Origin of the sequence: Pseudomonas sp. NFPP28 (genome assembly GCF_900115535.1) — a bacterium.
GTDB classification, from domain to species: domain Bacteria; phylum Pseudomonadota; class Gammaproteobacteria; order Pseudomonadales; family Pseudomonadaceae; genus Aquipseudomonas; species Aquipseudomonas extremorientalis.
Genome location: NZ_FOWT01000008.1, coordinates 352293 through 374283 on the forward strand (window position 1 = coordinate 352293; position 21991 = coordinate 374283).

20 protein-coding genes are annotated in these 21991 nt (G+C 61.0%); 7 read left to right on the plus strand and 13 right to left on the minus strand.

The window, feature by feature from the left end; all coding sequences use genetic code 11:
• Positions 1-12: 12 nt before the first annotated feature.
• Entirely contained in the window at positions 13-582 is a 570-nt protein-coding gene (gene plsY / locus BM110_RS22015; protein WP_092242293.1) for a glycerol-3-phosphate 1-O-acyltransferase PlsY, read from the minus strand.
• 74 nt (positions 583-656) lie between these two features.
• Here plsY and folB point away from each other — a divergent pair, with 74 nt between their 5' ends.
• Both folB and folK read left to right on the plus strand, forming a co-directional pair.
• Positions 657-1010: a dihydroneopterin aldolase gene (gene folB / locus BM110_RS22020; RefSeq protein ID WP_071490243.1), complete on the plus strand. Its 354-nt coding sequence runs from the start codon at positions 657-659 to the stop codon at positions 1008-1010.
• Entirely contained in the window at positions 1001-1519 is a 519-nt protein-coding gene (gene folK, locus BM110_RS22025; RefSeq protein ID WP_071490242.1) for a 2-amino-4-hydroxy-6-hydroxymethyldihydropteridine diphosphokinase, read from the plus strand. Before folB ends, folK begins: the two co-directional genes overlap by 10 nt.
• Before the next feature lie 72 nt (positions 1520-1591).
• On the opposite strand, the gene BM110_RS22030 is transcribed toward folK, so the two are convergent.
• From BM110_RS22030 to BM110_RS22080, 11 genes are all read right to left on the minus strand, one after another.
• Positions 1592-2824 (minus strand): multifunctional CCA addition/repair protein, encoded by a 1233-nt coding sequence (locus BM110_RS22030; protein ID WP_093514171.1) that lies wholly within the window; start codon positions 2822-2824, stop codon positions 1592-1594.
• Positions 2825-2887: 63 nt separating this feature from the next.
• Entirely contained in the window at positions 2888-4453 is a 1566-nt protein-coding gene (locus BM110_RS22035; protein ID WP_092242300.1) for a SpoVR family protein, read from the minus strand.
• A complete protein-coding gene (locus BM110_RS22040) occupies positions 4450-5721 on the minus strand; it encodes a YeaH/YhbH family protein (RefSeq protein ID WP_017138057.1) in 1272 nt (423 codons plus the stop codon). Before BM110_RS22040 ends, BM110_RS22035 begins: the two co-directional genes overlap by 4 nt.
• A gap of 113 nt (positions 5722-5834) precedes the next feature.
• Positions 5835-7757, minus strand: coding sequence for a PrkA family serine protein kinase (locus BM110_RS22045; RefSeq protein WP_071490239.1), 1923 nt, complete (start codon positions 7755-7757; stop codon positions 5835-5837).
• Between the two features lie 285 nt (positions 7758-8042).
• Positions 8043-8372, minus strand: coding sequence for a thiosulfate sulfurtransferase GlpE (glpE, locus tag BM110_RS22050; RefSeq protein WP_092242303.1), 330 nt, complete (start codon positions 8370-8372; stop codon positions 8043-8045).
• Between the two features lie 9 nt (positions 8373-8381).
• Positions 8382-9233: a symmetrical bis(5'-nucleosyl)-tetraphosphatase gene (locus tag BM110_RS22055; protein WP_093514172.1), complete on the minus strand. Its 852-nt coding sequence runs from the start codon at positions 9231-9233 to the stop codon at positions 8382-8384.
• Positions 9233-9613, minus strand: coding sequence for a Co2+/Mg2+ efflux protein ApaG (gene apaG / locus BM110_RS22060; protein ID WP_010206973.1), 381 nt, complete (start codon positions 9611-9613; stop codon positions 9233-9235). The genes BM110_RS22055 and apaG overlap by 1 nt, the downstream gene beginning before the upstream one ends.
• A 100-nt stretch (positions 9614-9713) precedes the next feature.
• On the minus strand, positions 9714-10526 hold the full coding sequence (gene rsmA / locus BM110_RS22065; RefSeq protein ID WP_071490236.1) for a 16S rRNA (adenine(1518)-N(6)/adenine(1519)-N(6))-dimethyltransferase RsmA: 813 nt from the start codon (positions 10524-10526) through the stop codon (positions 9714-9716).
• The gene (gene pdxA, locus BM110_RS22070) at positions 10523-11512 is read right to left on the minus strand and encodes a 4-hydroxythreonine-4-phosphate dehydrogenase PdxA (RefSeq protein ID WP_093514173.1); all 990 of its coding nucleotides are present in this window, start codon (positions 11510-11512) and stop codon (positions 10523-10525) included. Before pdxA ends, rsmA begins: the two co-directional genes overlap by 4 nt.
• Positions 11509-12846 (minus strand): peptidylprolyl isomerase, encoded by a 1338-nt coding sequence (locus BM110_RS22075; protein WP_092242312.1) that lies wholly within the window; start codon positions 12844-12846, stop codon positions 11509-11511. The genes pdxA and BM110_RS22075 overlap by 4 nt, the downstream gene beginning before the upstream one ends.
• On the minus strand, positions 12821-15634 hold the full coding sequence (locus BM110_RS22080; RefSeq protein ID WP_093514174.1) for an LPS-assembly protein LptD: 2814 nt from the start codon (positions 15632-15634) through the stop codon (positions 12821-12823). The genes BM110_RS22075 and BM110_RS22080 overlap by 26 nt, the downstream gene beginning before the upstream one ends.
• Positions 15635-15764: 130 nt before the next feature.
• On the opposite strand from BM110_RS22080, the gene BM110_RS22085 reads away from it, so the two are divergent.
• From BM110_RS22085 to BM110_RS22095, 3 genes are read left to right on the plus strand one after another with little or no spacing between them, the layout of a single operon-like run.
• Positions 15765-16790, plus strand: coding sequence for an aminoglycoside phosphotransferase family protein (locus BM110_RS22085; protein ID WP_093120861.1), 1026 nt, complete (start codon positions 15765-15767; stop codon positions 16788-16790).
• Positions 16787-17461: an N-acetylmuramate alpha-1-phosphate uridylyltransferase MurU gene (gene murU, locus BM110_RS22090; protein WP_071490231.1), complete on the plus strand. Its 675-nt coding sequence runs from the start codon at positions 16787-16789 to the stop codon at positions 17459-17461. Before BM110_RS22085 ends, murU begins: the two co-directional genes overlap by 4 nt.
• A gap of 1 nt (position 17462) precedes the next feature.
• Positions 17463-18230: a TerB family tellurite resistance protein gene (locus BM110_RS22095; RefSeq protein WP_093120864.1), complete on the plus strand. Its 768-nt coding sequence runs from the start codon at positions 17463-17465 to the stop codon at positions 18228-18230.
• A gap of 3 nt (positions 18231-18233) precedes the next feature.
• Here BM110_RS22095 and BM110_RS22100 read toward each other — a convergent pair whose 3' ends face one another.
• The gene (locus BM110_RS22100; protein WP_093120867.1) at positions 18234-19208 is read right to left on the minus strand and encodes an alpha/beta hydrolase family protein; all 975 of its coding nucleotides are present in this window, start codon (positions 19206-19208) and stop codon (positions 18234-18236) included.
• A gap of 77 nt (positions 19209-19285) precedes the next feature.
• Between BM110_RS22100 and BM110_RS22105 the strand changes: the two genes are divergently transcribed.
• On the plus strand, positions 19286-21280 hold the full coding sequence (locus tag BM110_RS22105) for a PAS domain-containing sensor histidine kinase (protein WP_093514175.1): 1995 nt from the start codon (positions 19286-19288) through the stop codon (positions 21278-21280).
• An 18-nt stretch (positions 21281-21298) separates the two neighbouring features.
• The gene (locus BM110_RS22110) at positions 21299-21928 is read left to right on the plus strand and encodes a response regulator (protein WP_071490227.1); all 630 of its coding nucleotides are present in this window, start codon (positions 21299-21301) and stop codon (positions 21926-21928) included.
• Positions 21929-21991 lie beyond the last annotated feature (63 nt).

Here is a 21991-nt window from a genome sequence, read left to right on the forward strand (position 1 = left end):
AATTGACGGTATTTAAAAATGCCGTTCGCGCCCGGCAAACAGGTCGCGTAAATTGCCACGGTGGCGCCAGACGATCAGCAGTGTCAGCACGCTCATCGGCAGCAGCGCCGCCGGTTCTTGCCAGGCCAGTAGCGGCAGGGTGAGCGGGGTGGCGATCAGTGCGGCGAGTGAGCTGGTGCGGGTCAGGTAGAACGTCAACAGCCAGGCGAGTACAGCCAGTAACGCTGCGGGTGGGTAGATCCCCAGCAACATGCCGGCCGCCGTGGCGACGCCTTTGCCGCCACGAAAGCGGAAGTACAGGGGAAACAGATGGCCCAGGACCGCGCAGACGCCGATCCAGGCCTGTTGTTGCAGGGGCAGGCCGGCGAGGCTGGCGATCAGCACGGGCAACAAGCCCTTGCACAGGTCGCCCAGTAGCGTCAGTACGGCGAGTTTCTTGCCGGCCAGGCGCAACATATTGGTGGCGCCGGCATTGCCTGAGCCACTCATTCGCGGATCGGGGGTTCCCGTCAGGCGGCTGAGCAAAATGGCGAAGGACAGCGAGCCGAGCAGGTAGGCGAAGATCGCCAGTGACCAAAACATGCTAACTATTCCGGGCGAGGACGCCCTGATTCTAACGGGGCATCGCGCCCTTGTCGTGCTGCGGAGAAGAGTGCTTGGACAGAGTGTTTATCGAAGGCCTGGAAGTCGATACCGTCATCGGGGCCTACGACTGGGAGCGCGGAATCCGCCAATGCCTGCGCCTGGACCTGAGCTTTGCCTGGGACAACCGCCCGGCCGCGGCCGGTGACGACCTGACCCTTGCGCTGGATTACGCCAGCGTGTCCGCGCGCATCCAGGCCTTTGCCGAGCAATCCCAGTACCAACTGGTGGAAACCTTTGCCGAACGCCTCGCGCAAGTGTTGATGAATGAATTCCAGATTCCCTGGCTGCACCTCAAGCTGACCAAGCCTGGTGCCGTGCCGGCTGCCAAAGGCGTGGGCGTGGAGATCGAGCGCGGATGTCGCTAACTCAGGTTTACCTTGGCCTAGGCAGCAATATCGAGCGCGAGTCTCACCTGTGCGCCGGCTTGGATGCGCTGGCGAGTTTCTTGACCGATATGCGTTGCTCTGCGGTGTTCGAAAGCCAGCCGGTGGGCATCAAGAGTGGGCCGTTCTTCAATCTGGTGGTGTCGGCGTATACCGATCTGCCGTTGATGGAACTGGACCGCCGGTTGAAATTCATCGAGGCCGACAACGGTCGTTATGCGCCGGACCGCAAAGGGCTGCCGTTGGATATCGACGTGTTGTTGTATGGCGATCTGGTGGGCAATTTCGATGGTTTGGTTTTGCCGCGTGCGGAAATCCTGAAAAACGCCTTTGTGTTGTGGCCGCTGTCGCTGATGGCGCCGGAACGCGTGCATCCTGAGGTGGGCAAGACGCTGGCCGATTTGTGGCGCGATACGCAGATCGACCAAGTGCTGGCGCCTGTCGCGTTTGAATGGCAGGGCCGACAACTGACGCCGGGCGCTCTCCTGTAGGAGCCGGGCTTGCTCGCGAAAAACCGGAGAGCGCTGCGTTATCGTTGACGTTCTTCGCGAGCAAGCTCACTCCTAAATGAGGGCGTGTTGTTCCTTGTAGGTTTTTAGTGCCTTGAGCCGTTCGCGCTTGAGCGCCTCACCCAGCTCCGGGCCTTTGAAGCCTTTCTCCAGCAAGGGGGCCACCGCAACCTCGCGAGCTGCTTTTGCCGCTCCGCGCAAATAATCCGCCTGTGGATAACTTCTTTGCTCCAGGCCCTTGCGGCCTCGGGCGTCCATCTCGCAGGCGACCACGAACTCTTCAAAGCGCTGTGGCCGCCGGTACACGTCGAAGCTTTGCAGCAACTCCAGCAATGTCGAGGCCTTCAGCTCCAGAGCGCGATGGCCGTGGGTGTGATATTGGCCCACCAGCAGTGCTAATTCCTGGCAATCCCTCGGCACCTTGAAGCGTTCGTTGACCGCCTTGATCAGCTTCAAGCCCCGGTGTTCGTGGGCGATGTGCTGCGGCAACTTATCCACAGGCGTCGTACCCTTGCCCAGGTCGTGGAGCATGCAGGCCCAGCGCACAGTCAGTGGCTGTTGATGCAAGGCGGCTTGTTCTAGCACGCTGAGGGTGTGCACGCCGGTGTCGATTTCCGGGTGATGGGCTTCGGGTTGTGGCACGCCGAACAGTGCATCGACTTCGGGCATCAAGGTTTTCAGGGCCTGGCAGTCACGCAGCACCTGAATAAACACCTGAGGTTGATCTTCCATCAGCGCCCGGGAGATTTCTTTCCAGCTGCGCTCCGGCGTCAGGGCTTCCAGTTCGCCGGATTCGCTGAGTTGGCGCATCAGCTCCAGTGTTTCCGGCGCGACGGTGAACCCCAGGGGCGCATAACGTGCAGCAAATCGTGCCACTCGCAGTACGCGCAGGGGGTCTTCGGCGAACGCCGGGGAAACGTGGCGCAGAATGCGCTCTTGAAGATCGCGTTGGCCGTGATAAGGGTCGATCAAGTTACCGTCATCGTCTTGCGCCATGGCGTTGATGGTCAGGTCGCGACGGATCAGGTCTTCTTCCAGCGTCACTTCGGGGCTCGCGTGAAACACAAAGCCGCCGTAACCCCGGCCACTCTTGCGTTCGGTGCGGGCGAGGGCGTACTCGTCGCCGTTCGTTGGATCGAGGAACACTGGGAAGTCTGCGCCCACCGGCTTATAGCCCTTGGCGAGCATCTCTTCGGCAGTCGCGCCCACCACGACGCGGTCAATATCGGTGACCGGGATGCCCAAGAGGCGATCCCGTACCGCACCGCCGACTTTATAGGTTTTCATGAAAAAGCCTCCGTTAGCGGCACAGGATACCGCCTGTGCCTGACCAATGGAGGCTTTGCTGTTTCAGAGATGAACGACAGCCAGGTCCAGGCGACCGTAGTCGTTGTCGTTGTGATCGCTGCGCGGTGGCACATGGTGGGTCTTCATCACCTGATCGCCTTGCAGGGTTTCCAGGTGAATATCGAAGCCCCACAGCCGATGCAGGTGCTTGAGTACTTCCTCGGTGGATTCCCCCAAAGGTTTGCGATCGTGCTGCTGGTGCCGCAGGGTCAGCGAGCGGTCGCCGCGCACGTCGATACTGTAGATCTGCACGTTGGGCTCGCGGTTGCCCAAGTTGTACTGCGCCGCCAGGGTTTCACGGATGGTGCGATAGCCAGGCTCATCGTGGATGGCCGGCACCACCAGGTCATCCTTGAGGTCGTCGTCGAGGATGCTGAACAGCTTGAGGTCGCGGATCACCTGAGGTGACAGGTACTGCAGGATAAAACTCTCGTCCTTGAAGCTGCTCATGGCGAACTTGATGGTGGAGAGCCAGTCGCTGCCGGCGATTTCCGGGAACCAGCGGCGGTCTTCTTCGGTGGGGTGCTCGCACATGCGGCGGATATCGCGGTACATCGCAAAGCCCAGCGCATAAGGGTTGATGCCATTGTAGTAAGGGCTGTCGAAGCCGGGTTGGAAGACCACGCTGGTGTGGGAGGTGAGGAATTCCATCATGAAGCCGTCGGTGACCAGGCCTTCGTCGTACAGGTCATTCATCAGTGTGTAGTGCCAGAACGTGGCCCAGCCTTCGTTCATCACCTGGGTCTGGCGCTGTGGATAAAAATACTGCGCGATCTTGCGCACAATACGCACGATTTCCCGCTGCCAGGGCTCCAGCAACGGCGCGTGTTTTTCCAGGAAGTACAGGATGTTTTCCTGAGGTTCGGCGGGGAAGCGTACATTATCCTTGTCGCTGTTTTTTCCTGTCTTTTTGGGAATGGTGCGCCACAGGTCATTGATCTGCTTCTGCAGGTGTTCTTCGCGCTCCTTCTGGCGCAGGCGTTCTTCCTCGGCGGAAATCGGGTAGGGGCGCTTGTAGCGGTCGACACCGTAGTTCATCAGCGCGTGGCAGGAGTCGAGCAGGTCCTCTACCGCATCGATGCCGTGGCGCTCCTCGCACTGCATGATGTACTGCTTGGCAAACACCAGGTAATCGATGATCGAACTGGCGTCGGTCCAGGTGCGGAACAGGTAGTTGCCCTTGAAGAAGCTGTTATGCCCGTAGCAGGCGTGGGCCACCACCAGTGCCTGCATGCAGATGGTGTTTTCTTCCATCAGGTAGGCGATGCACGGGTCGGAGTTGATCACGATCTCGTAGGCCAGGCCCATCTGGCCGCGGGTGTAGGACTTTTCGGTGCTGAGGAAGTGCTTGCCGTAGGACCAATGGTGATAGCCCAGCGGCATGCCCACCGAGGCGTAGGCATCCATCATCTGTTCGGCGGTAATCACTTCGATCTGGTTGGGGTAGGTGTCCAGGGCATACCCCGCGGCGATACGGCTGATTTCCCGGTCATATGCCTGGATCAGTTCGAAGGTCCACTCTGACCCCGTGGAGATGGGTTGGCGTTTTTGCTCTTTTTTGGCGGTCATGTCACTAACCTGCGCTGGAAGAGTTCACGGAAGACCGGGTAGATATCGCCGGCCGAGACCAGTTGCTGCTGGGCGAACGTGTCGGCGAAGGCTTCGCCGATGCGCTCGTATTCGAACCACAGCGCCTGATGCTCACGGGGGGTAATTTCGACATACGTGTAGTACTGCACGAACGGCATGATCTGGTTGATCAGGATGTCGCGGCAGATGGGCGAATCGTCGTTCCAGTTGTCACCGTCCGAGGCTTGCGCGGCGTAGATGTTCCACTCATTGGCCGGGTAGCGCTCGGCCATGATCTCCTGCATCAGCTTCAAGGCGCTGGAGACGATGGTGCCGCCGGTTTCCCGTGAGTAAAAGAACTCCTCTTCGTCGACTTCCCGGGCGCTGGTGTGATGGCGGATAAATACCACGTCGATCTTGTCGTAGTTCCGCTTGAGGAACAGATACAGCAGGATGAAGAAGCGCTTGGCGATGTCCTTGGTGGCCTGGGTCATGGAGCCGGACACGTCCATCAGGCAGAACATCACGGCCTTGGAGCTGGGGTTGGGTTGCTTGACCAGCAGGTTGTATTTCAAGTCAAAGGTATCGAGGAACGGCACGCGGTGAATGCGCGCGCTGAGTTTCTCGATTTCTGCTTCTATTTGCTGGATATCGCCGAAGTTGTCCGGTTCTTCACGCTTCAAGCGCGCCAACTCTTCCTTGGCCTCCTTCAGTTTGGCGCGGCTGCTGCCCGACAGTGCGATACGCCGGGCATGGGCCGAGCGCAGGGTGCGGATGATGTTGATGCGCGAGGGGTTGCCCTCGTTGCTGATACCCGCGCGTACGGTCTTGAAGGTGTCGGTACCGGTCAGGTTGCGCTTGACCAGGTTGGGCAGTTCCAGGTCCTCGAACATGAATTCGAGGAATTCTTCCTGGGTGATCTGGAACACGAACTCGTCCATGCCTTCGCCGGAGTTGCCCGCCTTGCCCGGACCTTTGCCGCCGCCACCCCCTTGGGGACGCTGGATATGCTCGCCGGTGGTGAACTCCTTGTTGCCGGGGTGCACGACGGTCTGTTTACCGCCCCGGCCGTGGTGCAGCACCGGTTCGTCAATGTCCCGTCCGGGAATGCTGATTTGTTCGCCATGCTCCATGTCCGTGATGGAGCGGCGACTGACGGCCTCTTCGACGGCCTTTTTGATGTGGTCACGGTAACGCCGCAGGAAACGCTGGCGGTTTACCGTGCTCTTGTTCTTGCCATTGAGGCGTCGGTCGATCACATAGCTCATGGGGAGCCCTCCGGGCAGCTTCACGTTACAAGCTTCAAGCGGCGAGCTGGAAGCTTAGAGACAAGCGGTCGGCTGCCAGGCCAGAAGCCCGGCAGCGCACGCCTGTCGCTGCCTTACTGCGATTTGCGCACCCGCAGGTACCACTCGGACAGCAGCCGTACCTGTTTGTCGGTGTAGCCGCGCTCGACCATTCGTGTGACGAAGTCGTTGTGTTTTTGCTGATCCTCCTTGCTGGCCTTGGCGTTGAAGCTGATGACCGGCAGCAAGTCCTCGGTGTTGGAGAACATCTTCTTCTCGATGACCACCCGCAGCTTCTCGTAGCTGAGCCAGGTCGGGTTCTTGCCATTGTTGTTGGCGCGGGCGCGCAGCACGAAGTTGACGATTTCGTTGCGGAAATCCTTCGGATTGCTGATGCCGGCGGGTTTTTCGATCTTTTCCAGTTCCTCGTTGAGGGCGACGCGGTTGAGGATCTCGCCGGTTTCCGGGTCGCGGTATTCCTGGTCCTGGATCCAGAAGTCGGCGTACAGCACGTAGCGGTCGAAGATGTTCTGGCCGTACTCGCTGTAGGACTCCAGGTACGCAGTCTGGATTTCCTTGCCGATGAACTCGATGTAGCGCGGCGCCAGGTATTCCTTGAGGAAGCGCAGGTAGCGTTCGCGGGTTTCCGCCTGGAATTGCTCCTGTTCGATCTGCTGTTCCAGCACATAGAGCAAGTGCACCGGGTTGGCGGCAATTTCGTGGGGGTCGAAGTTGAAGACCTTGGACAGGATCTTGAACGCAAAGCGCGTCGACAGGCCGTTCATGCCCTCATCCACACCGGCCGTGTCGCGATACTCCTGTATCGACTTGGCCTTGGGGTCGGTGTCCTTGAGGTTTTCGCCGTCGTACACGCGCATCTTCGAGTAAATATTCGAGTTTTCCGGCTCCTTGAGGCGTGACAGCACGGTGAACTGGGCAAGCATCTTCAAGGTGTCGGGTGCGCAATGCGCCTTGGACAGGGAGCTGTTGAACAGCAGCTTGTCGTAGATCTTGATTTCATCGCTGACCCGCAGGCAGTAAGGCACCTTGACGATATAGATCCGGTCGATGAAGGCTTCGTTGTTCTTGTTGTTGCGGAAGGTGTGCCACTCCGATTCGTTGGAGTGGGCCAGCAGGATCCCGGTAAACGGAATCGCACCGAGGCCTTCGGTACTGTTGTAGTTGCCTTCCTGGGTGGCGGTAAGCAGTGGGTGCAGCACCTTGATCGGTGCCTTGAACATCTCCACGAACTCCATCAGGCCCTGGTTGGCCCGGCACAGTGCGCCGGAATAGCTGTAGGCGTCGGCGTCGTTCTGCGGGAATTCCTCGAGTTTGCGGATATCGACCTTACCCACGAGGGCCGAGATGTCCTGGTTGTTCTCATCGCCCGGTTCGGTCTTGGCCACGCCGATCTGGTTGAGGATGGACGGGTAGAGCTTGACCACGCGGAACTGGCTGATGTCACCGCCGAACTCGGCCAGCCGCTTGGTGGCCCAGGGCGACATGATGGTGTTGAGGTAGCGGCGCGGGATGCCGAAGTCTTCTTCGAGGATCGCGCCATCTTCCGTGGCGTTGAACAGGCCCAGGGGCGACTCGAAGACCGGCGAGCCCTTGATGGCGTAGAAGGGCACCTTCTCGATCAGTTGTTTGAGCTTCTCGGCCAGGGACGACTTGCCGCCGCCGACGGGGCCGAGCAGGTAGAGGATCTGTTTCTTCTCTTCCAGGCCTTGGGCGGCATGGCGGAAGTAGGAGACGATCTGGTCGATGCATTCTTCCATCCCATGGAAGTCTTCAAAGGCCGGGTAGCGACGGATCACCTTGTTGGAGAATATTCGCGACAGCCGCGAATTGTTCGAGGTGTCTATCAGTTGCGGCTCGCCTATCGCCAGCAGCAAACGTTCGGCGGCAGACGCATAGGTGCTGCGATCCTGTTTGCACAGCTCGAGATACTCTTGCAGCGTGAGTTCTTCCTGCTGTGTGGATTCGAAGCGGTTTTTGAAGTGGCTAAAAATACTCATGACGTCGTCACCTCGCTCGATACGTGGAGCCGACGCCGGATCAATCAGTCGATGCTGGCAGACATTGGCAGACGCCAATGGCTGTTTTCCCCCCAGAACACCCTGAAACGCTACCGATGACCCGCACGCCGGTGTACCGGCTCTCCCCTGATTCGGATGGCCTGCGCTTAAGGATAGTTCGGAATCGGAGAGGTCAAGGCGCGATGCGCAATTAGTTTGGCTGCGCCGTTCGTCAGAAACGGCGCAAGCCCAAGCGTCACGCGGGGTAGCGGGGTGTGAAAAAAATTATTGCGAATCGCCCGAGGAAATTTCCGCAGGATAGGTCGTACGCCACAGCTCAAAGCCGCCGTCCAGGCTGTAGACGTCGGAGAAGCCCTGGCTGATCAGGTAGGCCGCCGCGCTCTGGCTGGAGTTGCCGTGGTAGCAGGCCACGATTACCGGTGCGTCAAGGTCTGCGGCGCGGATGAAGTCGGCGATGTTGACGTTGTCCAGGTGCCTGGCACCGGTGATGTGCGCGGCGTTGTAGGTCGGCTGGTCGCGGATATCGACCACCACGGCACCTTGCTCGCGCAGGGCCTGGGCTTGTTCGGGAGGGATACGTTTGAATTCGCTCATGGATGGCTCCTAGGGCCTGGCGGTAGCCGGCAATGTAACGGGCGGGGGGGATTCGCACTGGCAGCTATAACGCTCGCCGGTGTCGACGTTCATCAGCGTCATGGCGCCGCCCCACACGCAACCGGTGTCGAGGGCGAATACGCCAGGCTCATCGCACTTGCCTTCAAGTGCAGCCCAGTGACCGAAAATGATCCTGGTGTCACGGGTCTTGCGTTCTTTGTGGGCGAACCAAGGCTTATAGCCGGGAAGCGCGGTGTCGGCGCCTTCCTTGCTCTTGAGGTCCAGCTTGCCCTCGGCGGTGCAGAAGCGCATGCGCGTGAAGTAGTTGGTGATAACTCGCAGGCGTGCGACGCCGGTCAGTTCGTTGTCCCACTTCACCGGCTCGTTGCCGTACATCCCGTCGAGGTAGGCGGTGTACAGATTGTCATCGGCCAGGGCGCTCTCGACTTCAGCGGCGCACTTGAGTGCTTTCTTCAATGACCATTGGGGCGGGATGCCTGCATGGACCAGGGCCACGTTACGGCCTTCGTCGTAATGCATGATTTTCTGGCGGCGCAACCAGTCGAGCAACGCGGCGCGATCGGGCGCTTCGAGGATTTCCCGCAAGGTATCGCCCTTTTTCAGGCGCTCGATGTTGTTGCCGGCCGCCAGCAGGTGCAGGTCGTGGTTGCCCAATACGCACACCAGGGAATCGCGCAGGCTATATAAGTAGCGCAGCGTCTCCAGGGACTGCGGGCCGCGATTGACCAGGTCACCGACCAACCACAGGCGGTCACTTGCCGTATCGAAGGCTACGCGCTCAAGCAGGCACTTGAGCGGCTCCAGGCAACCTTGCAGGTCGCCGACCGCATACGTCGTCATCAGTGCAGGGCTCCCGGCACGGCAAGACGGAACGGCGCGATGATGGCGTCGAACAGTTGGCCGTCGGTGGCCTTCATTTGATACGAGCCTTGCATGGTGCCGACCTTGGAGGTCATCACCGTGCCGCTGCTGTAGGTGTGGCTGGCGCCGCTGTCGATCAGCGGCTGCTGGCCGACCACGCCTGCGCCGCGCACTTCTTCGACCTGGCCGTCACCGTCGGTGATCACCCAGTGGCGTGACAGCAACTTGGCCGGTACCAGCCCGTTGTTCTTCACCGTGATGGTGTAGGCAAAGGCGAAGCGGTTCTGTTCAGGTTGCGATTGGTCCGCCAGGAAGCGGGTGACGACGCTGACGTCGATCTGGTAGCGAGGATCGGACATGCAAGAGGCCTTAAAAGCAGAGGACAGCAGATGCGGGTCAGTCTAGGCCAAGAGGTGGGCACTAGGCCAGACATGCTGTCTGGCCTATCCCCGGGATGCTCTATTGCGCTGCGGGCGCAGGCTGGATGGCCAACTGGTCGGCCAGGCGTACGAACGCGGCCAGGTCCAGTTGCTCGGGACGCAGGCTGCCATCGACGCCGGCAGCTTCGATCTCGGCGTTGCTCAGCAAGGCCTTGAGCGTGTTGCGCAGGGTCTTGCGGCGCTGGTTGAACGCTTCGCGTACGACGCGTTCCAGCAGGCGATGGTCTTTGGCCGGGTGCGGCAGTACCGCGTGGGGCACCAGACGCACAATCGCCGAATCGACCTTCGGCGGCGGGTTGAAGGCACCCGGACCGACGTTGAACAGGTGTTCGACGCGGCAGTGGTACTGAACCATGATCGACAGGCGGCCCCAATCACCACCGCCAGGGCCTGCCGCGAGGCGTTCGACCACTTCCTTTTGCAGCATGAAGTGCATGTCGCGGATGATCCCGGCGTTGTTCAGCAGGTGGAAAATCAGCGGCGTAGAGATGTTATACGGCAGGTTACCCACCACGCGCAGGCTGTTGGGTGCGGCGTTGAGAGTGTTGAAGTCGAACTTCAGCGCATCGCCCTGATGCAGGTTGAAGTTGGGCTTGCCGGCGAACTGCTGGTTGAGAATCGGGATCAGGTCCTTGTCCAGCTCCACCACATCCAGTTGGCCGCCGCTGGCCAGCAGGCCTTGGGTCAGCGCGCCCTGGCCCGGGCCGATTTCCAGCAGACGGTCTTCGGGCTTGGCATGGATGGAGCGCAGGATGCGATCGATCACGCCAGCGTCGTGCAGGAAGTTTTGCCCGAAGCGCTTGCGCGCCCGGTGTTGGTAATGCTCAGTCATATACGGGTCTCGGCCATCTGATAGGCGGTTTCCAGGGCCACGTGCAGGCTACCGGTATCGATCCTGCCGCTGCCCGCCAGGTCCAGGGCGGTGCCATGGTCGACGGAGGTGCGGATGATCGGCAGGCCCAATGTCACGTTGACGGCGGCGCCGAAGCCTTTGTATTTAAGCACCGGCAGTCCCTGGTCGTGGTACATCGCCAGCACTGCATCGCAGTGCTCCAGATATTTGGGGGTAAACAGAGTGTCCGCAGGCAGCGGGCCGTGCAGGTCCATGCCTTCTTGGCGCAGACGCTCCAGGGTGGGTTCGATGATGTCGATTTCTTCGTGGCCCAAGTGGCCGCCTTCACCGGCGTGGGGGTTAAGCCCACAGACCAGGATGCGCGGTTGGGCGATGCCGAATTTCTGTTGCAGGTCGGCGTGCAGGATGCGTGTCACGCGCTCCAGTCGCTCGACGGTGATGGCATCGGCAATGTCGCGCAGTGGCAGGTGCGTGGTCACCAGGGCGACCCGCAGGCCGCGCGTGGCCAGCATCATCACCACTTGCTCAGTGTGGGTCAGTTCGGCAAGGAATTCGGTGTGGCCGGAAAAGGCGATGCCGGATTCGTTGATCACGCCCTTGTGCACGGGGGCGGTGATCATGCCGGCGAAGTCGCCATCGATGCAGCCTTGCCCGGCGCGGGTCAGGGTTTCGAGCACGAACGCTGCGTTGGCCTTGTCCAGTTGCCCGGCAACGACTTTGGCCTGCAGTGGGGTGTCCCACACATACAGGCTGCCGGCGGGGGCGGGCAGTTCGGGCCAGTTGCCCGGTGCCACATCCAGCAAAGTGACCGTCACACCCAGCTGCGTGGCCCGCTCAAGGAGCAGGTCACGGCTGGTAATGGCGATCAGGGGGTGTGGCTGGGGTTGCGAGGCGAGCAGCAGGCACAGGTCAGGACCAATGCCGGCCGGCTCGCCGGGTGTCACCGCGAAACGCTGGGGTTTCACTGCACTGCCTGGTCGGTGCCTGTCTGGGCGCCTGGTAGCTTGATTTCAACGTAGGCTTCGTCACGGATCTGACGCAGCCAGGTTTGCAGTTCTTCATCGTATTTGCGGTTACGCAGTACGTTCAGCGCTTGTTGCTCGCGGGCCTGGCTGGTGTTGTCGGTGGCGCGACGGCCAAGGACTTCCAGCACATGCCAGCCATATTGGGTCTTGAACGGCTTGGACAACACGCCCTGCGGCGTATCGGCCATCACCTGCTGGAACTCCGGCACCAGGGCTTTCGGGTCGATCCAGTTCAGGTCGCCGCCGTTGAGGGCAGAGCCCGGGTCTTCCGAGAAACTCTTGGCAAGGGTGGCAAAGTCTTCACCGCTTTCGATGCGGTCGTAGATCTTCTGGGCCAGTTCCTTGGTTTGCGCTTCGGTGCGGATTTCGCTTGGTTTGACCAGGATATGACGAACATGCACTTCGTCTTTAAGCGAGGTCTCGCCACCGCGACGCTCCAGCAACTTCAGGATGATGAAACCACCTGGGGTGCGGGCTGGTTTGGTGATATCACCCACGGCCATGGCGCTCAGTTCACGGTCGAACGGAGGTGGCAACTGAGCGGCTTTACGCCAGCCCATGTCACCGCCCTCGAGGGCGTTGTCGCTACCGGATTGGGCAATGGCCATCTGGGCGAAATCAGCACCGGCCTTGAGGCGATCATAGATAGCCTGGGTCTTGGCGGCGGCGGCATTGAGCTGCTCGGAGTTGGCGCTGTCCGGTGTCGGGATCAGGATATTGGCCAGGTGCAGTTCTTCGGAGAGTTGCATCTTGCCGAGGTCCGATGCCAGGAAGTTCTTCACTTCCTGTTCGGATACCTGGACCCGCTCGGCAACACGGCGCTGACGCACACGGCTGATGATCATTTCACGGCGGATCTGGTCACGGGCGTCGTCATACGAAAGGCCATCGTGGGCCAGGGCCGCGCGGAATTGATCGATGCTCATGTTGTTGCGCTGGGCAATGGTGCCGACTGCCTGGTTCAGTTCTTCGTCTGAAATACGGATGCCGGAACGATCGCCGATCTGCAGTTGCAGGTTCTCGACGATCAGGCGTTCCAGTACCTGCTGGTCCAGGACGCTGGTCGGCGGCACGCCACCGCCACGCTTGGCGATGGTCTGCTGGACTTCCTTGACGCGCTGGTCCAGTTGGCTCTGCATGATCACGTCGTTATCGACGATGGCCACGACCTTATCCAGTTCTTGAACCGCAGCGTGTACCGATGCGGCACCCAGGAACAGCGCGCCCAGCACTAGCGGGCGCAGACAATCAGAAAGCTTGGTCTTCACGTTCACGATAACCTTCAATGCCTTTGTCGAGGAAGCTCTCTACCTTGGCGCCGGTCAGGCCGCCGAGTCCTTTGAGGACGATCTGGAAGAAGAGCCCGTGGTCACCCTTTTCGTTAAGCGGGGCGATCTGGCTGTATTCGTCGTTGGAAACCCAGTAACGGTTGATGACGCGCAGTTTCCAGCAGCAGTTGTCGTACTCGAAACCACCGAAGGCTTCCAGGGTACGGTTGCGGGCGTAGTCGTACTGCCAGCGAGTGATCAGGTTCCATTGTGGAATGATCGGCCACATCATCGAGAAGTCGTGTTGCTGGATCTTGTAGTAATCCTTCACGAAGTTCGGATCACCTGGCTGCCCGTAGTCACCACCAAACTGCCATTTGCCGGTCAGCTGGTTGTAGACGACCTGGTCATTGCGATAGCGATAACCGACGTTGATGATCTTGTTCGGGTTGTCTTCCGGCTGGTAGTGCAGCATCGCGCTACCGGAACGAGGGCTGTGTTCTTCGGTGTCCCAGTTGTAGTCGGCAGTGGCGCGCCAGTCACGGTTGAAGCGGAACTCGTAGTCCAGGGCAACCGGCGAAACGTCGGACTGTGCGTCGGCACGGTCCGCCGCCAGGATACCTGGAAGTTGAACTTCACGGTCCTTGAAGTACACGGCCTGGCCGACGGATACGCGCTGACGCTCGAAGCCGTTCTCTTCGATCCAGCGGCTGGTCAAGCCCAGGGACAGCTTGTTTTCGTCGCCGATGCGGTCGGTGCCGCTGAAGCGGTTATCGCGGAACAGCGACGCGTAGCTGAACGAGTACTCGCTGGTGTCGAAGACCGGGATATCAGCCTGGTCCTTGTTCGGTACGTACAGGTAGAACGCACGCGGCTCAAGGGTCTGGCGATACTCTTTGCCGAACCAGTTGGTGTTGCGGTCGAAATACAGGCCGCTGTCGACGCTGGCAATCGGAACCGCACGGTCCTGGGAGCTTTTGAACGTACCACCGGCGTACTGGGTACCGTTCCTGGCTGCTGCGGCCTGGTCGGCAATGATCTGGTTCTTGCCGATGTTGTCTAGGTCCAAGTCATACTTGGTGTACACGTACTTGAGCTTCGGCGTGATGAAGCCGTAGGTCCAGTTCATCGGGTATTCGACGGCTGGGGCTACGTTCAGGCGCGTGCCGTTGGCACGGGTCAGGCCGCGGACGTAGGTGTCCAGGCGGGCTTCTGAGTCACCGTTCTCATTGATAAAGTTGCCGTTCTCCAGATCGCGATCGAAACGCACGGCTTCGGTCTCGTAGCTGAAGTTAAGGCCACCTGGATGGTACGGCAGCGTGCCGTTGAAGGTGATCTGCGGCAGGCGGTCATACGGAGTGACCTGGGAAATCGTTGCCAACTGGTAGGCCTGCAGGTTCAAGCGAGCCTGGAAGCTGTCGCCGCGATAAGTCACCGAACCCTGCTGGTTGATGTAGTCGCGGCTCTCGACGCCTTCCTGATAGGACTTGAGGTCCTGGAAGTAGTAAGGATCGCTGATCTTGGTGTAGTCGACCTGGGTCAGTACACGCGAGTCCAGCCCGCCCTTGTGTTGCCAGTTGAGCATGTAGCGGGTTTTTTCGTAATCGGTCTGCTTTTTCCGCTCGTCGCTGTCGTCGTTCAGGTACGCGCCGCCGAACTGGCCTTCGCTGGACTTGGTGAGGTAGCGGAATTCGCCTTCCATCAACAAGCCACGCTTGGTCATGTACTGCGGGTACAACGTGGCGTCGTAGTTCGGCGCCAGGTTGAAGTAGTACGGCGTGACCAAGGTAAAGCCGGTTTCGCTGCCGGTGCTGAAGCTCGGTGGCAGGAAGCCGGACTGACGACGGTCGTCGATCGGGAAATAGATGTAGGGGGTGTACAGGATCGGAATGTTCTTGACCCGCAACGTCGCGTTGGTGGCCGTACCGAAACCGGTGGCCGGGTTCAACGTGATGTTGTTGCCCTTGAGCTGCCAGGCGTTGCTGTCTGGCTCGCAGGTGGTGTACGTACCGTCCTTGAGACGGATGATCGCGTTCTCGGCACGCTTGGCGTACAGCGCGTTACCGCGGATACGCGATTTGTGCATCACATATTCGGCGTTGTCGATCTGGGCGGCGCCAGTGTCCAGTTGGACTTCGGCGTGATCGCCCACGATCAATGCGCCGTTGTCGCGTAAACGAACGTTGCCGTTCAGCTCGCCACGGTTCTCGGCCTGGTACAGGCTGGCTTCCTCGGATTCCAGTTGCATGCTGCCCTGGCGCATGACGACGTCACCGGCCAGGGTTGCCACCTGTTGTTCCTGCTCGTAACGAGAGGCCTTGGCACCGATGAAGGTGGGCGCATCGCTCTTGTTCGTCTTGTCGTTCATGCCAGGACGCGTCGGCTCGATGTACGCACCGCCGCAGTAAGGGCCGGTTTCGGCCAACTGTGCTGCGGTCAGCTTGTCGCGGGGCACCCAGTCCAGGTGGCTGTAGTCGGCGCTGCGCGAACGCAGGCCACGGCCCTTGGCTTCGGTGACCAGAGCGGTCTTGGGCTCGGCCTCGGCGTTGCCGCCAGCATCGGCCTGCGCCGTGCTGTTGGCGGAGCTGACGGCTGCACCGTCATGCACCGGGCGTGGTGGTAGTGGGGTTGCGGCGGTTTTTGGCGCGCAATCCCAGGCACCCGAAGCAGAGACTGAGCAGTCATACTGTTCCGCGGCGACCACGAATGAAGTGGCGAAGGGTTGCAGGGCCAGCAGACTGCCGGTTACCAGCAACGGAAATTTTCTACGAAACGCGGGGGATTTCAATGCCATCTTATTAGTCCGGGCTTCCTGCGTGCCATCTGCCCGCGGTTTGGGCCGCACGCCTCTCGATGGTCTGAAAAAGATGCGTGATAATAAAGCATGCCCCGCTTGACGGCTAGCGCCGTCGGAGACCCTTGTAATGCCCGAGCAAGATCTACGTTTACAACAGCTGGAAGCCTGGCTGGAAGAGCAGTTGCCGATCCTTTTCAACACTCAAGGCTGGGGCGCCGTCCCCCCGGCCATATTGACCGCGGCCAGCAGCGACGCGAGTTTCAGGCGCTACTTCCGTTGGGAAGGGGGGGGGCGGACCTTTGTCGTAATGGACGCTCCACCCCCCCAGGAAAACTGCAAACCTTTCGTCGATATCGCTCATTTGCTGGCGAAGTCGGGCATAAATGTTCCAAAAATTTATGCAGAAGATTTGCCCCGAGGCTTTCTTTTGCTCAATGACCTGGGCAGAAAAACCTACCTGGACGTGATTGACGACAAAAACGCCGATCACTTGTTTGCCGATGCCATCGACGCCTTGCTGGCTTTCCAGCAGTTGCCGATGGACGCGCCGCTGCCCAGCTATGACGTCGCCTTGCTGCGCCGCGAGCTGGAATTGTTTCCCGAGTGGTACGTCCGCCGGCACCTGGGTATCGAGTTGGATACACAGCAACAAGCGCTTTGGCAGCGCGTCAGTGACCACCTGATCGACAGCGCCCTCGCGCAGCCGAACGTGCTGGTGCACCGCGACTATATGCCGCGCAACCTGATGATCAGCGAGCCGAACCCGGGCGTGCTGGATTTCCAGGATGCGGTCTACGGGCCGGTCACCTATGACATCACGTGCCTGTTCAAGGACGCGTTCCTCAGTTGGCCCAAGGCCCGCGTGCGGGACTGGCAGCGCGGCTATTGGGAGCGTGCCGCGAAACTGGGCATCCCGGTGCAGGCGGACTTCGAAGACTTCCTGCGTGCCAGCGACCTGATGGGCGTGCAGCGCCACCTCAAGGTCATCGGCATCTTCGCGCGGATCTGCCATCGCGACGGCAAGCCACGTTACCTGGCCGATGTGCCGCGCTTCTTTGCGTATATAGAAGCGGTGCTCGCCGACCGCCCTGAGCTGAGCGAACTGGGTGAATTGCTCGCCAGCTTGCGCCAGCCCACCGAGGCAAGCGTATGAAGGCGATGATCCTGGCGGCCGGCAAAGGTGAGCGGATGCGGCCACTCACCTTGCATACGCCCAAGCCGCTGGTGCAGGCCGGTGGCAAGCGCCTGATCGAGTATCACCTGGAGGCTCTGGCCAAGGCGGGCTTCACCGATATCGTGATCAATCACGCCTGGCTCGGCCAACAGATCGAGAGTTACCTGGGGGATGGTGCACAGTTTGGCGTGCGCATCCGTTACTCAGCCGAAGGCGAACCGCTGGAAACCGGCGGCGGGATTTTCCAGGCGCTGCCGTTGCTGGGCGACGAACCGTTCCTGGTGGTCAACGGCGACATCTGGACCGATTACGACTTCACCCGGCTCAAGCAACCGCTCAAGGGCCTGGCCCATCTGGTGATGGTCGATAACCCGGCGCATCACCCTTCGGGTGGCGATTTCTACCTGGATCAGGGTTTGCTTCATGATGCGGCGGCCGGTGCCGATAACCTGACCTTCAGTGGCATTTCCGTGCTCGACCCCAGGCTGTTCGCGGGGTGCAGCGCGGGTGCCTTCAAGCTGGCGCCGCTGTTGCGGGCAGCCATGGCCAAAGGTCTGGTAACGGGGGAACACATGGCGGGACGCTGGATTGATGTCGGCACGCTGGAGCGCCTGGCGCAGGTCGAAACCCTGCTGGCAGCGGGGCAGTAGCATGCTGTGGCCAGGGACGCTGATCGGCGCGGGGGCTGGCTTTGCCATTGCCAGTATTCCGGGGGCCATGTTGGGCGCACTGTTGGGGCAGGCGCTGGACCGCCGCCTGCAACTGCGCAGTTGGGCCCAATTGCGCGAGCGCCTGGGCGGGCGCCCGGCGTTGCGCAATGACGAGTTGTTGTTTGTGTTGCTGGGGCGCCTGGCCAAGAGCAATGGGCGTGTGGTGGATGGGCATATCCAGCAGGCGCGTCAGGAGATGCGTTCGCTGGACATGACCGAGTCGGCCCAGCGCCGTGCGATAGCGGCGTTCAATCGCGGCAAGTCCGGCGCTGACCGGATGCGCAGCTACCTGCGTGTGCTCAAGGCCCAGCCCCACGCCGCCGAAGGTGTGTTGCGCGCGTGCTGGCGTATGGCGTGGGCCGATGGCAAGGCGGATGACGCCGAACGCGACCTGATCGACCTGTGGGGCAAATGGCTGGGCTGGACGCCACAACAGCTCCAGGCATTGGCCGCTGACTTCAAGCCTGAGCACAGGCCATTGGTCAGTCGCGGCATCACTTATCAGGAGGCGTTGCGCTTGCTGGGGGTGACGGCCACCACCGAGCCATCGGCAATCAAGCGTGCTTATCGCCGCCTGCTCAGTCGCCATCACCCGGACAAGATTGCCGGCACGGGTGCCAGCGCCGCGCAGGTGCGTGAGGCGACCGAGCGTACCCGTGAATTGCACAACGCCTATACGTTGATTCGCGAGCGCCGGGATTTCCGCTAGGTTTCAGTCGACGCTGGCCTGCGGGCTCAACCAGCCGCGAACCCTGCGATACAACTGCTCCTGCCCGGCATCACTGTTGCCGGGCAAGGCTTTCAACGACACCTGCTTATAGCCATCATTCTTCAAACGCTTGGCCGCCTGGGCACGGGCCAGTGCGTTTTTGCGTGATTGAGCGCTGTCTTGATAGAACACATCGGCGGTCGGCAACTTCAGGCCGGGGGCCAGTTGTTGCACATCCGGGTGACGACCGGTGGGCGTCTGCGCCGCGACCATGACGAACTTCTGCACCTGGGACGGCTGCTTCTCGCTCAAATAACGTGCGGCCCACCAGGCGCCGGTGCCATGGCCGAGCAGCACCACGCTGCGTGCGCTCTGGGTCTGGGCGAAGGCCACTGCGGCGTCGATGCGCGCGAAAATGCGCGAAGCGTCGGTCTTGTCCTGTTCATCGGCGCCAGGCACCACGGCCGGGTCGGTGCCTTCGGCTTCGGCGCTGGCGGCTTGTTCGATAGGTTTGTCGGCGGTGCTCGCTTCCTTGCTGCTGGTGTCGACGGTAGCCTTGGGCGCTTCCATCACACGTGGTGGCAGCGTGTCCACGCTCACATCCGGCAGCGACAGGCTGAGGGAGCCCCAATTGGCATCCGGCAATTTGTGCCGCAACGGGCTGATTGCTTGCGGCCAGTCAGCACTTTCGCCGGCGCCCGGTACGATAATCACCACACCTTCGGGCTCGGCGCTGTTGGCCGGTTTCCACAGGGCCAGGAATGAATCGCTGCCGGCCTGCAATTGTTGCTGTTCCTGTTGCGGGATTTTGCGCTCCAGTGCACTGGCTTCCTCCTGGCTACGCTCGGGTAAAGGCTGGCGCTCGACCGGTTTTTCGGCGGCCGGTGCGGGGGCGTCAGCGGCCTGCACGGAAAAGGCACTGGTAATAAGTAGCGACAGGCACAATGCTGGCAGTGCCGAACGGTGAACAAAGGGCATCGTAAATTCCCGGCCAGAAGTGATTCCGGCAGCCTAATGGGTTGGTCAGTATTTGTCAGTGATGTGAGACGTCAATCATGGTTTTTCGCTGTCTGCTGGTTATCGGCTGTTGCTGCCTTGCCTTGATCGCAAATGCCGCCCCTGCGCCCGCCACTCCCCAGGCGCAGCTCAATGTGCAGCAACGCGAGTGGCTGGCCCAGCACCCGGAACTGCGGGTGGGCCTGGTATTGCAGGCGCCGTATGCGCAATACGACCGGCGTTTGCAGCGATTGTCCGGGGCGAACGTCGAGTTGATGCAGTGGTTGGCCAAGGCACTGAACATCGAGCTGACCTGGCGCAACTTCCCCAACCAGGAGCAACTGGAAGCTGCTGTGCGCGAGGGCGAAGTGGACATTGCCCCCGGCCTGCAACAAACCCCGGCCGGTTTACGCCTGTGGTTGTTCACCGACCCTTACATGCGTGTGCCGCAGCACATTGTCGGCATCCGCGAGGGCGGCGGCGCTGTGGAGTTGGAGAAACTCGATGAGCAATCCCGCGTTGCCGTGCGCATGCCCAGCGCCGTGGCGGACTACCTGCGCAGCACCTATCCCGGCCTCAACCTGCAAGGCGTGCCGATGGAGCGCCAGGCCCTGCAGCTACTGGTGAGCCAGCAGGCACGCTATGCGGTGGTGGACGAGGCGCAATTGAGTCGCTTGTCCGGCGAGGCGGAGTTCGCCGGGTTGGCGGTAGTGGGGGATATCGGCCTGCCACAGTTGTTGCGGGTGGCCACGCGCCGGGAGTGGCCGGAGCTGGCCGGCATCATGGAGAGCGCCTTGCGCGCCATCCCCGCCCGCGACCTGGACCAATTGCATAGCCGCTGGCTGCAACCCAAGTACCCACGCCTGACGGAAACCCCAGGCCTGTGGCAAAACCTCAGCCTGTTGCTGGGCCTGTTTTTGCTCGCCAGCCTGGTTGTCGTGTTCTGGCAGCGCCGCCAGCAACGGGTGCTCGAGCATGGGTTATTGGCCGCCCGCGAAGAAAGCGCCGCCCGCGCCGCCGGGGCCGAAGCCTTGCGCCTGACGCAGTTTTCCATCGATCAGAGCACCGTGGGCATCTTGTGGGTCAACTGGGACAGCCATGTGCGCTACGCCAACCGTGCCGCCGAAAGCATGCTCGGCTATAGCCCCGGTGCACTGATCGAGCGGCCATTGGCTGACCTGGATCCAAGCCTGGATATGGACCGCTGGCTCAACCTGTGGAAACGCGCGCGGGCCAGCGAAGACGGCCCGCAGAACTTTGCCACCGATTGCCGACGTGCCGATGGCAGCATCCTGCCGACCAATGTGTCCTTGAGTTTTCTGCGGTTTGCCGAGGCCGAGTACCTGGTGGTCTACCTCAACGACGTCACCGAATTGCGCCGGACGTTGGCTGCGTTGCTGCAAAGTGAAGCGCAGTTGCGCGAACTCTCTGCCCACCTGGAAACCGTGCGCGAAGAAGAAAAGGCCCGCATCGCCCGTGAAGTACACGACGAACTCGGGCAGATGCTCACAGTGCTCAAGCTTGAAACCTCGATGTGCGAGCTGGCTTATGCGCAACTCGACCCCGGTTTGCACGAGCGCTTGAACAGCATGAAGCGCCTGATCGCCCAGTTATTCCAATTGGTACGCGATGTGGCGACCGCGCTGCGCCCGCCGATTCTGGATGCCGGCATTGCCTCGGCCATCGAATGGCAGGCGCGGCGTTTTGAGGCGCGCACGCATATCCCTTGCCTGGTCCAGGTGCCGGATAACCTGCCGACCTTGAGCGATGCCAAGGCCGTCGGCCTGTTCCGCATCCTGCAGGAGGCGCTGACCAATGTGATGCGCCATGCCCAGGCGCATACTGTCGAACTGACCCTGGCAGTGGAAGGCACGCATCTGCGGCTGACCATCAGTGATGACGGCGTCGGTTTCGTCCAGGCCCAGGGCCGTCCGGTATCATTCGGTCTGGTAGGCATGCGCGAGCGAGTGCTGATCATGGGCGGGCAATTGAGTCTGGACAGCGAGTTGGGGGAGGGCACCACCCTGAGCGTCACGGTGCCGTTGGATGCATAACACCAAGAGGAAGCGCCTGTGATCCGTGTACTGGTAGCCGAAGACCACACCATTGTTCGTGAAGGCATCAAGCAGTTGATCGGCCTGGCCAAGGACCTGCTGGTGGTGGGTGAGGCCGGCAATGGCGAGCAGTTGCTGGAGACCTTGCGTCACGTGCCTTGCGAGGTGGTGTTGCTGGACATCTCGATGCCCGGCGTCAACGGCCTGGAAGCGATTGCGCGCATCCGTGCGCTGAACAATCCGCCGGCCATCCTGGTGTTGTCGATGCACGACGAAGCGCAAATGGCCGCTCGCGCCTTGAAGGTTGGCGCCGCCGGGTATGCCACCAAGGACAGTGACCCGGCGCTGTTGCTCACGGCGATCCGCAAGGTGGCGGCCGGTGGGCGCTACATCGACCCGGACCTGGCCGACCGCATGGTCTTCGAAGTCGGCCTCACCGATACCCGACCGCTGCATTCGTTGCTTTCCGAGCGCGAATTCTCGGTGTTCGAACGCCTGGCCCAGGGTGCCAACGTCAACGACATCGCCCAGCAACTGGCGCTGAGCAGCAAGACCATCAGCACGCACAAGGCGCGGTTGATGCAAAAGCTCAATATCACCTCCCTGGCTGAGCTGGTGAAATACGCCATGGAGCACAAGCTCCTCTAGCGACGTATCTAATAACGACACCCCCAAAACACCGTCAAACCCATTCTTGCCGCTTGCAGCTCG

Coding starts and splice junctions, on each gene's coding strand:
- BM110_RS22100 (WP_093120867.1), bottom strand. CDS start 19,208: ATGCCCTTTGTTCACCGTTCGGCACTGCCAGCATTGTGCCTGTCGCTA.
- BM110_RS22080 (WP_093514174.1), bottom strand. CDS start 15,634: ATGGCATTGAAATCCCCCGCGTTTCGTAGAAAATTTCCGTTGCTGGTA.
- rsmA (WP_071490236.1), bottom strand. CDS start 10,526: ATGACTGAGCATTACCAACACCGGGCGCGCAAGCGCTTCGGGCAAAAC.
- BM110_RS22085 (WP_093120861.1), top strand. CDS start 15,765: ATGCCCGAGCAAGATCTACGTTTACAACAGCTGGAAGCCTGGCTGGAA.
- folK (WP_071490242.1), top strand. CDS start 1,001: ATGTCGCTAACTCAGGTTTACCTTGGCCTAGGCAGCAATATCGAGCGC.
- BM110_RS22030 (WP_093514171.1), bottom strand. CDS start 2,824: ATGAAAACCTATAAAGTCGGCGGTGCGGTACGGGATCGCCTCTTGGGC.
- BM110_RS22035 (WP_092242300.1), bottom strand. CDS start 4,453: ATGACCGCCAAAAAAGAGCAAAAACGCCAACCCATCTCCACGGGGTCA.
- BM110_RS22055 (WP_093514172.1), bottom strand. CDS start 9,233: ATGACGACGTATGCGGTCGGCGACCTGCAAGGTTGCCTGGAGCCGCTC.
- apaG (WP_010206973.1), bottom strand. CDS start 9,613: ATGTCCGATCCTCGCTACCAGATCGACGTCAGCGTCGTCACCCGCTTC.
- BM110_RS22045 (WP_071490239.1), bottom strand. CDS start 7,757: ATGAGTATTTTTAGCCACTTCAAAAACCGCTTCGAATCCACACAGCAG.
- BM110_RS22095 (WP_093120864.1), top strand. CDS start 17,463: ATGCTGTGGCCAGGGACGCTGATCGGCGCGGGGGCTGGCTTTGCCATT.
- BM110_RS22105 (WP_093514175.1), top strand. CDS start 19,286: ATGGTTTTTCGCTGTCTGCTGGTTATCGGCTGTTGCTGCCTTGCCTTG.
- murU (WP_071490231.1), top strand. CDS start 16,787: ATGAAGGCGATGATCCTGGCGGCCGGCAAAGGTGAGCGGATGCGGCCA.
- BM110_RS22040 (WP_017138057.1), bottom strand. CDS start 5,721: ATGAGCTATGTGATCGACCGACGCCTCAATGGCAAGAACAAGAGCACG.
- plsY (WP_092242293.1), bottom strand. CDS start 582: ATGTTTTGGTCACTGGCGATCTTCGCCTACCTGCTCGGCTCGCTGTCC.
- glpE (WP_092242303.1), bottom strand. CDS start 8,372: ATGAGCGAATTCAAACGTATCCCTCCCGAACAAGCCCAGGCCCTGCGC.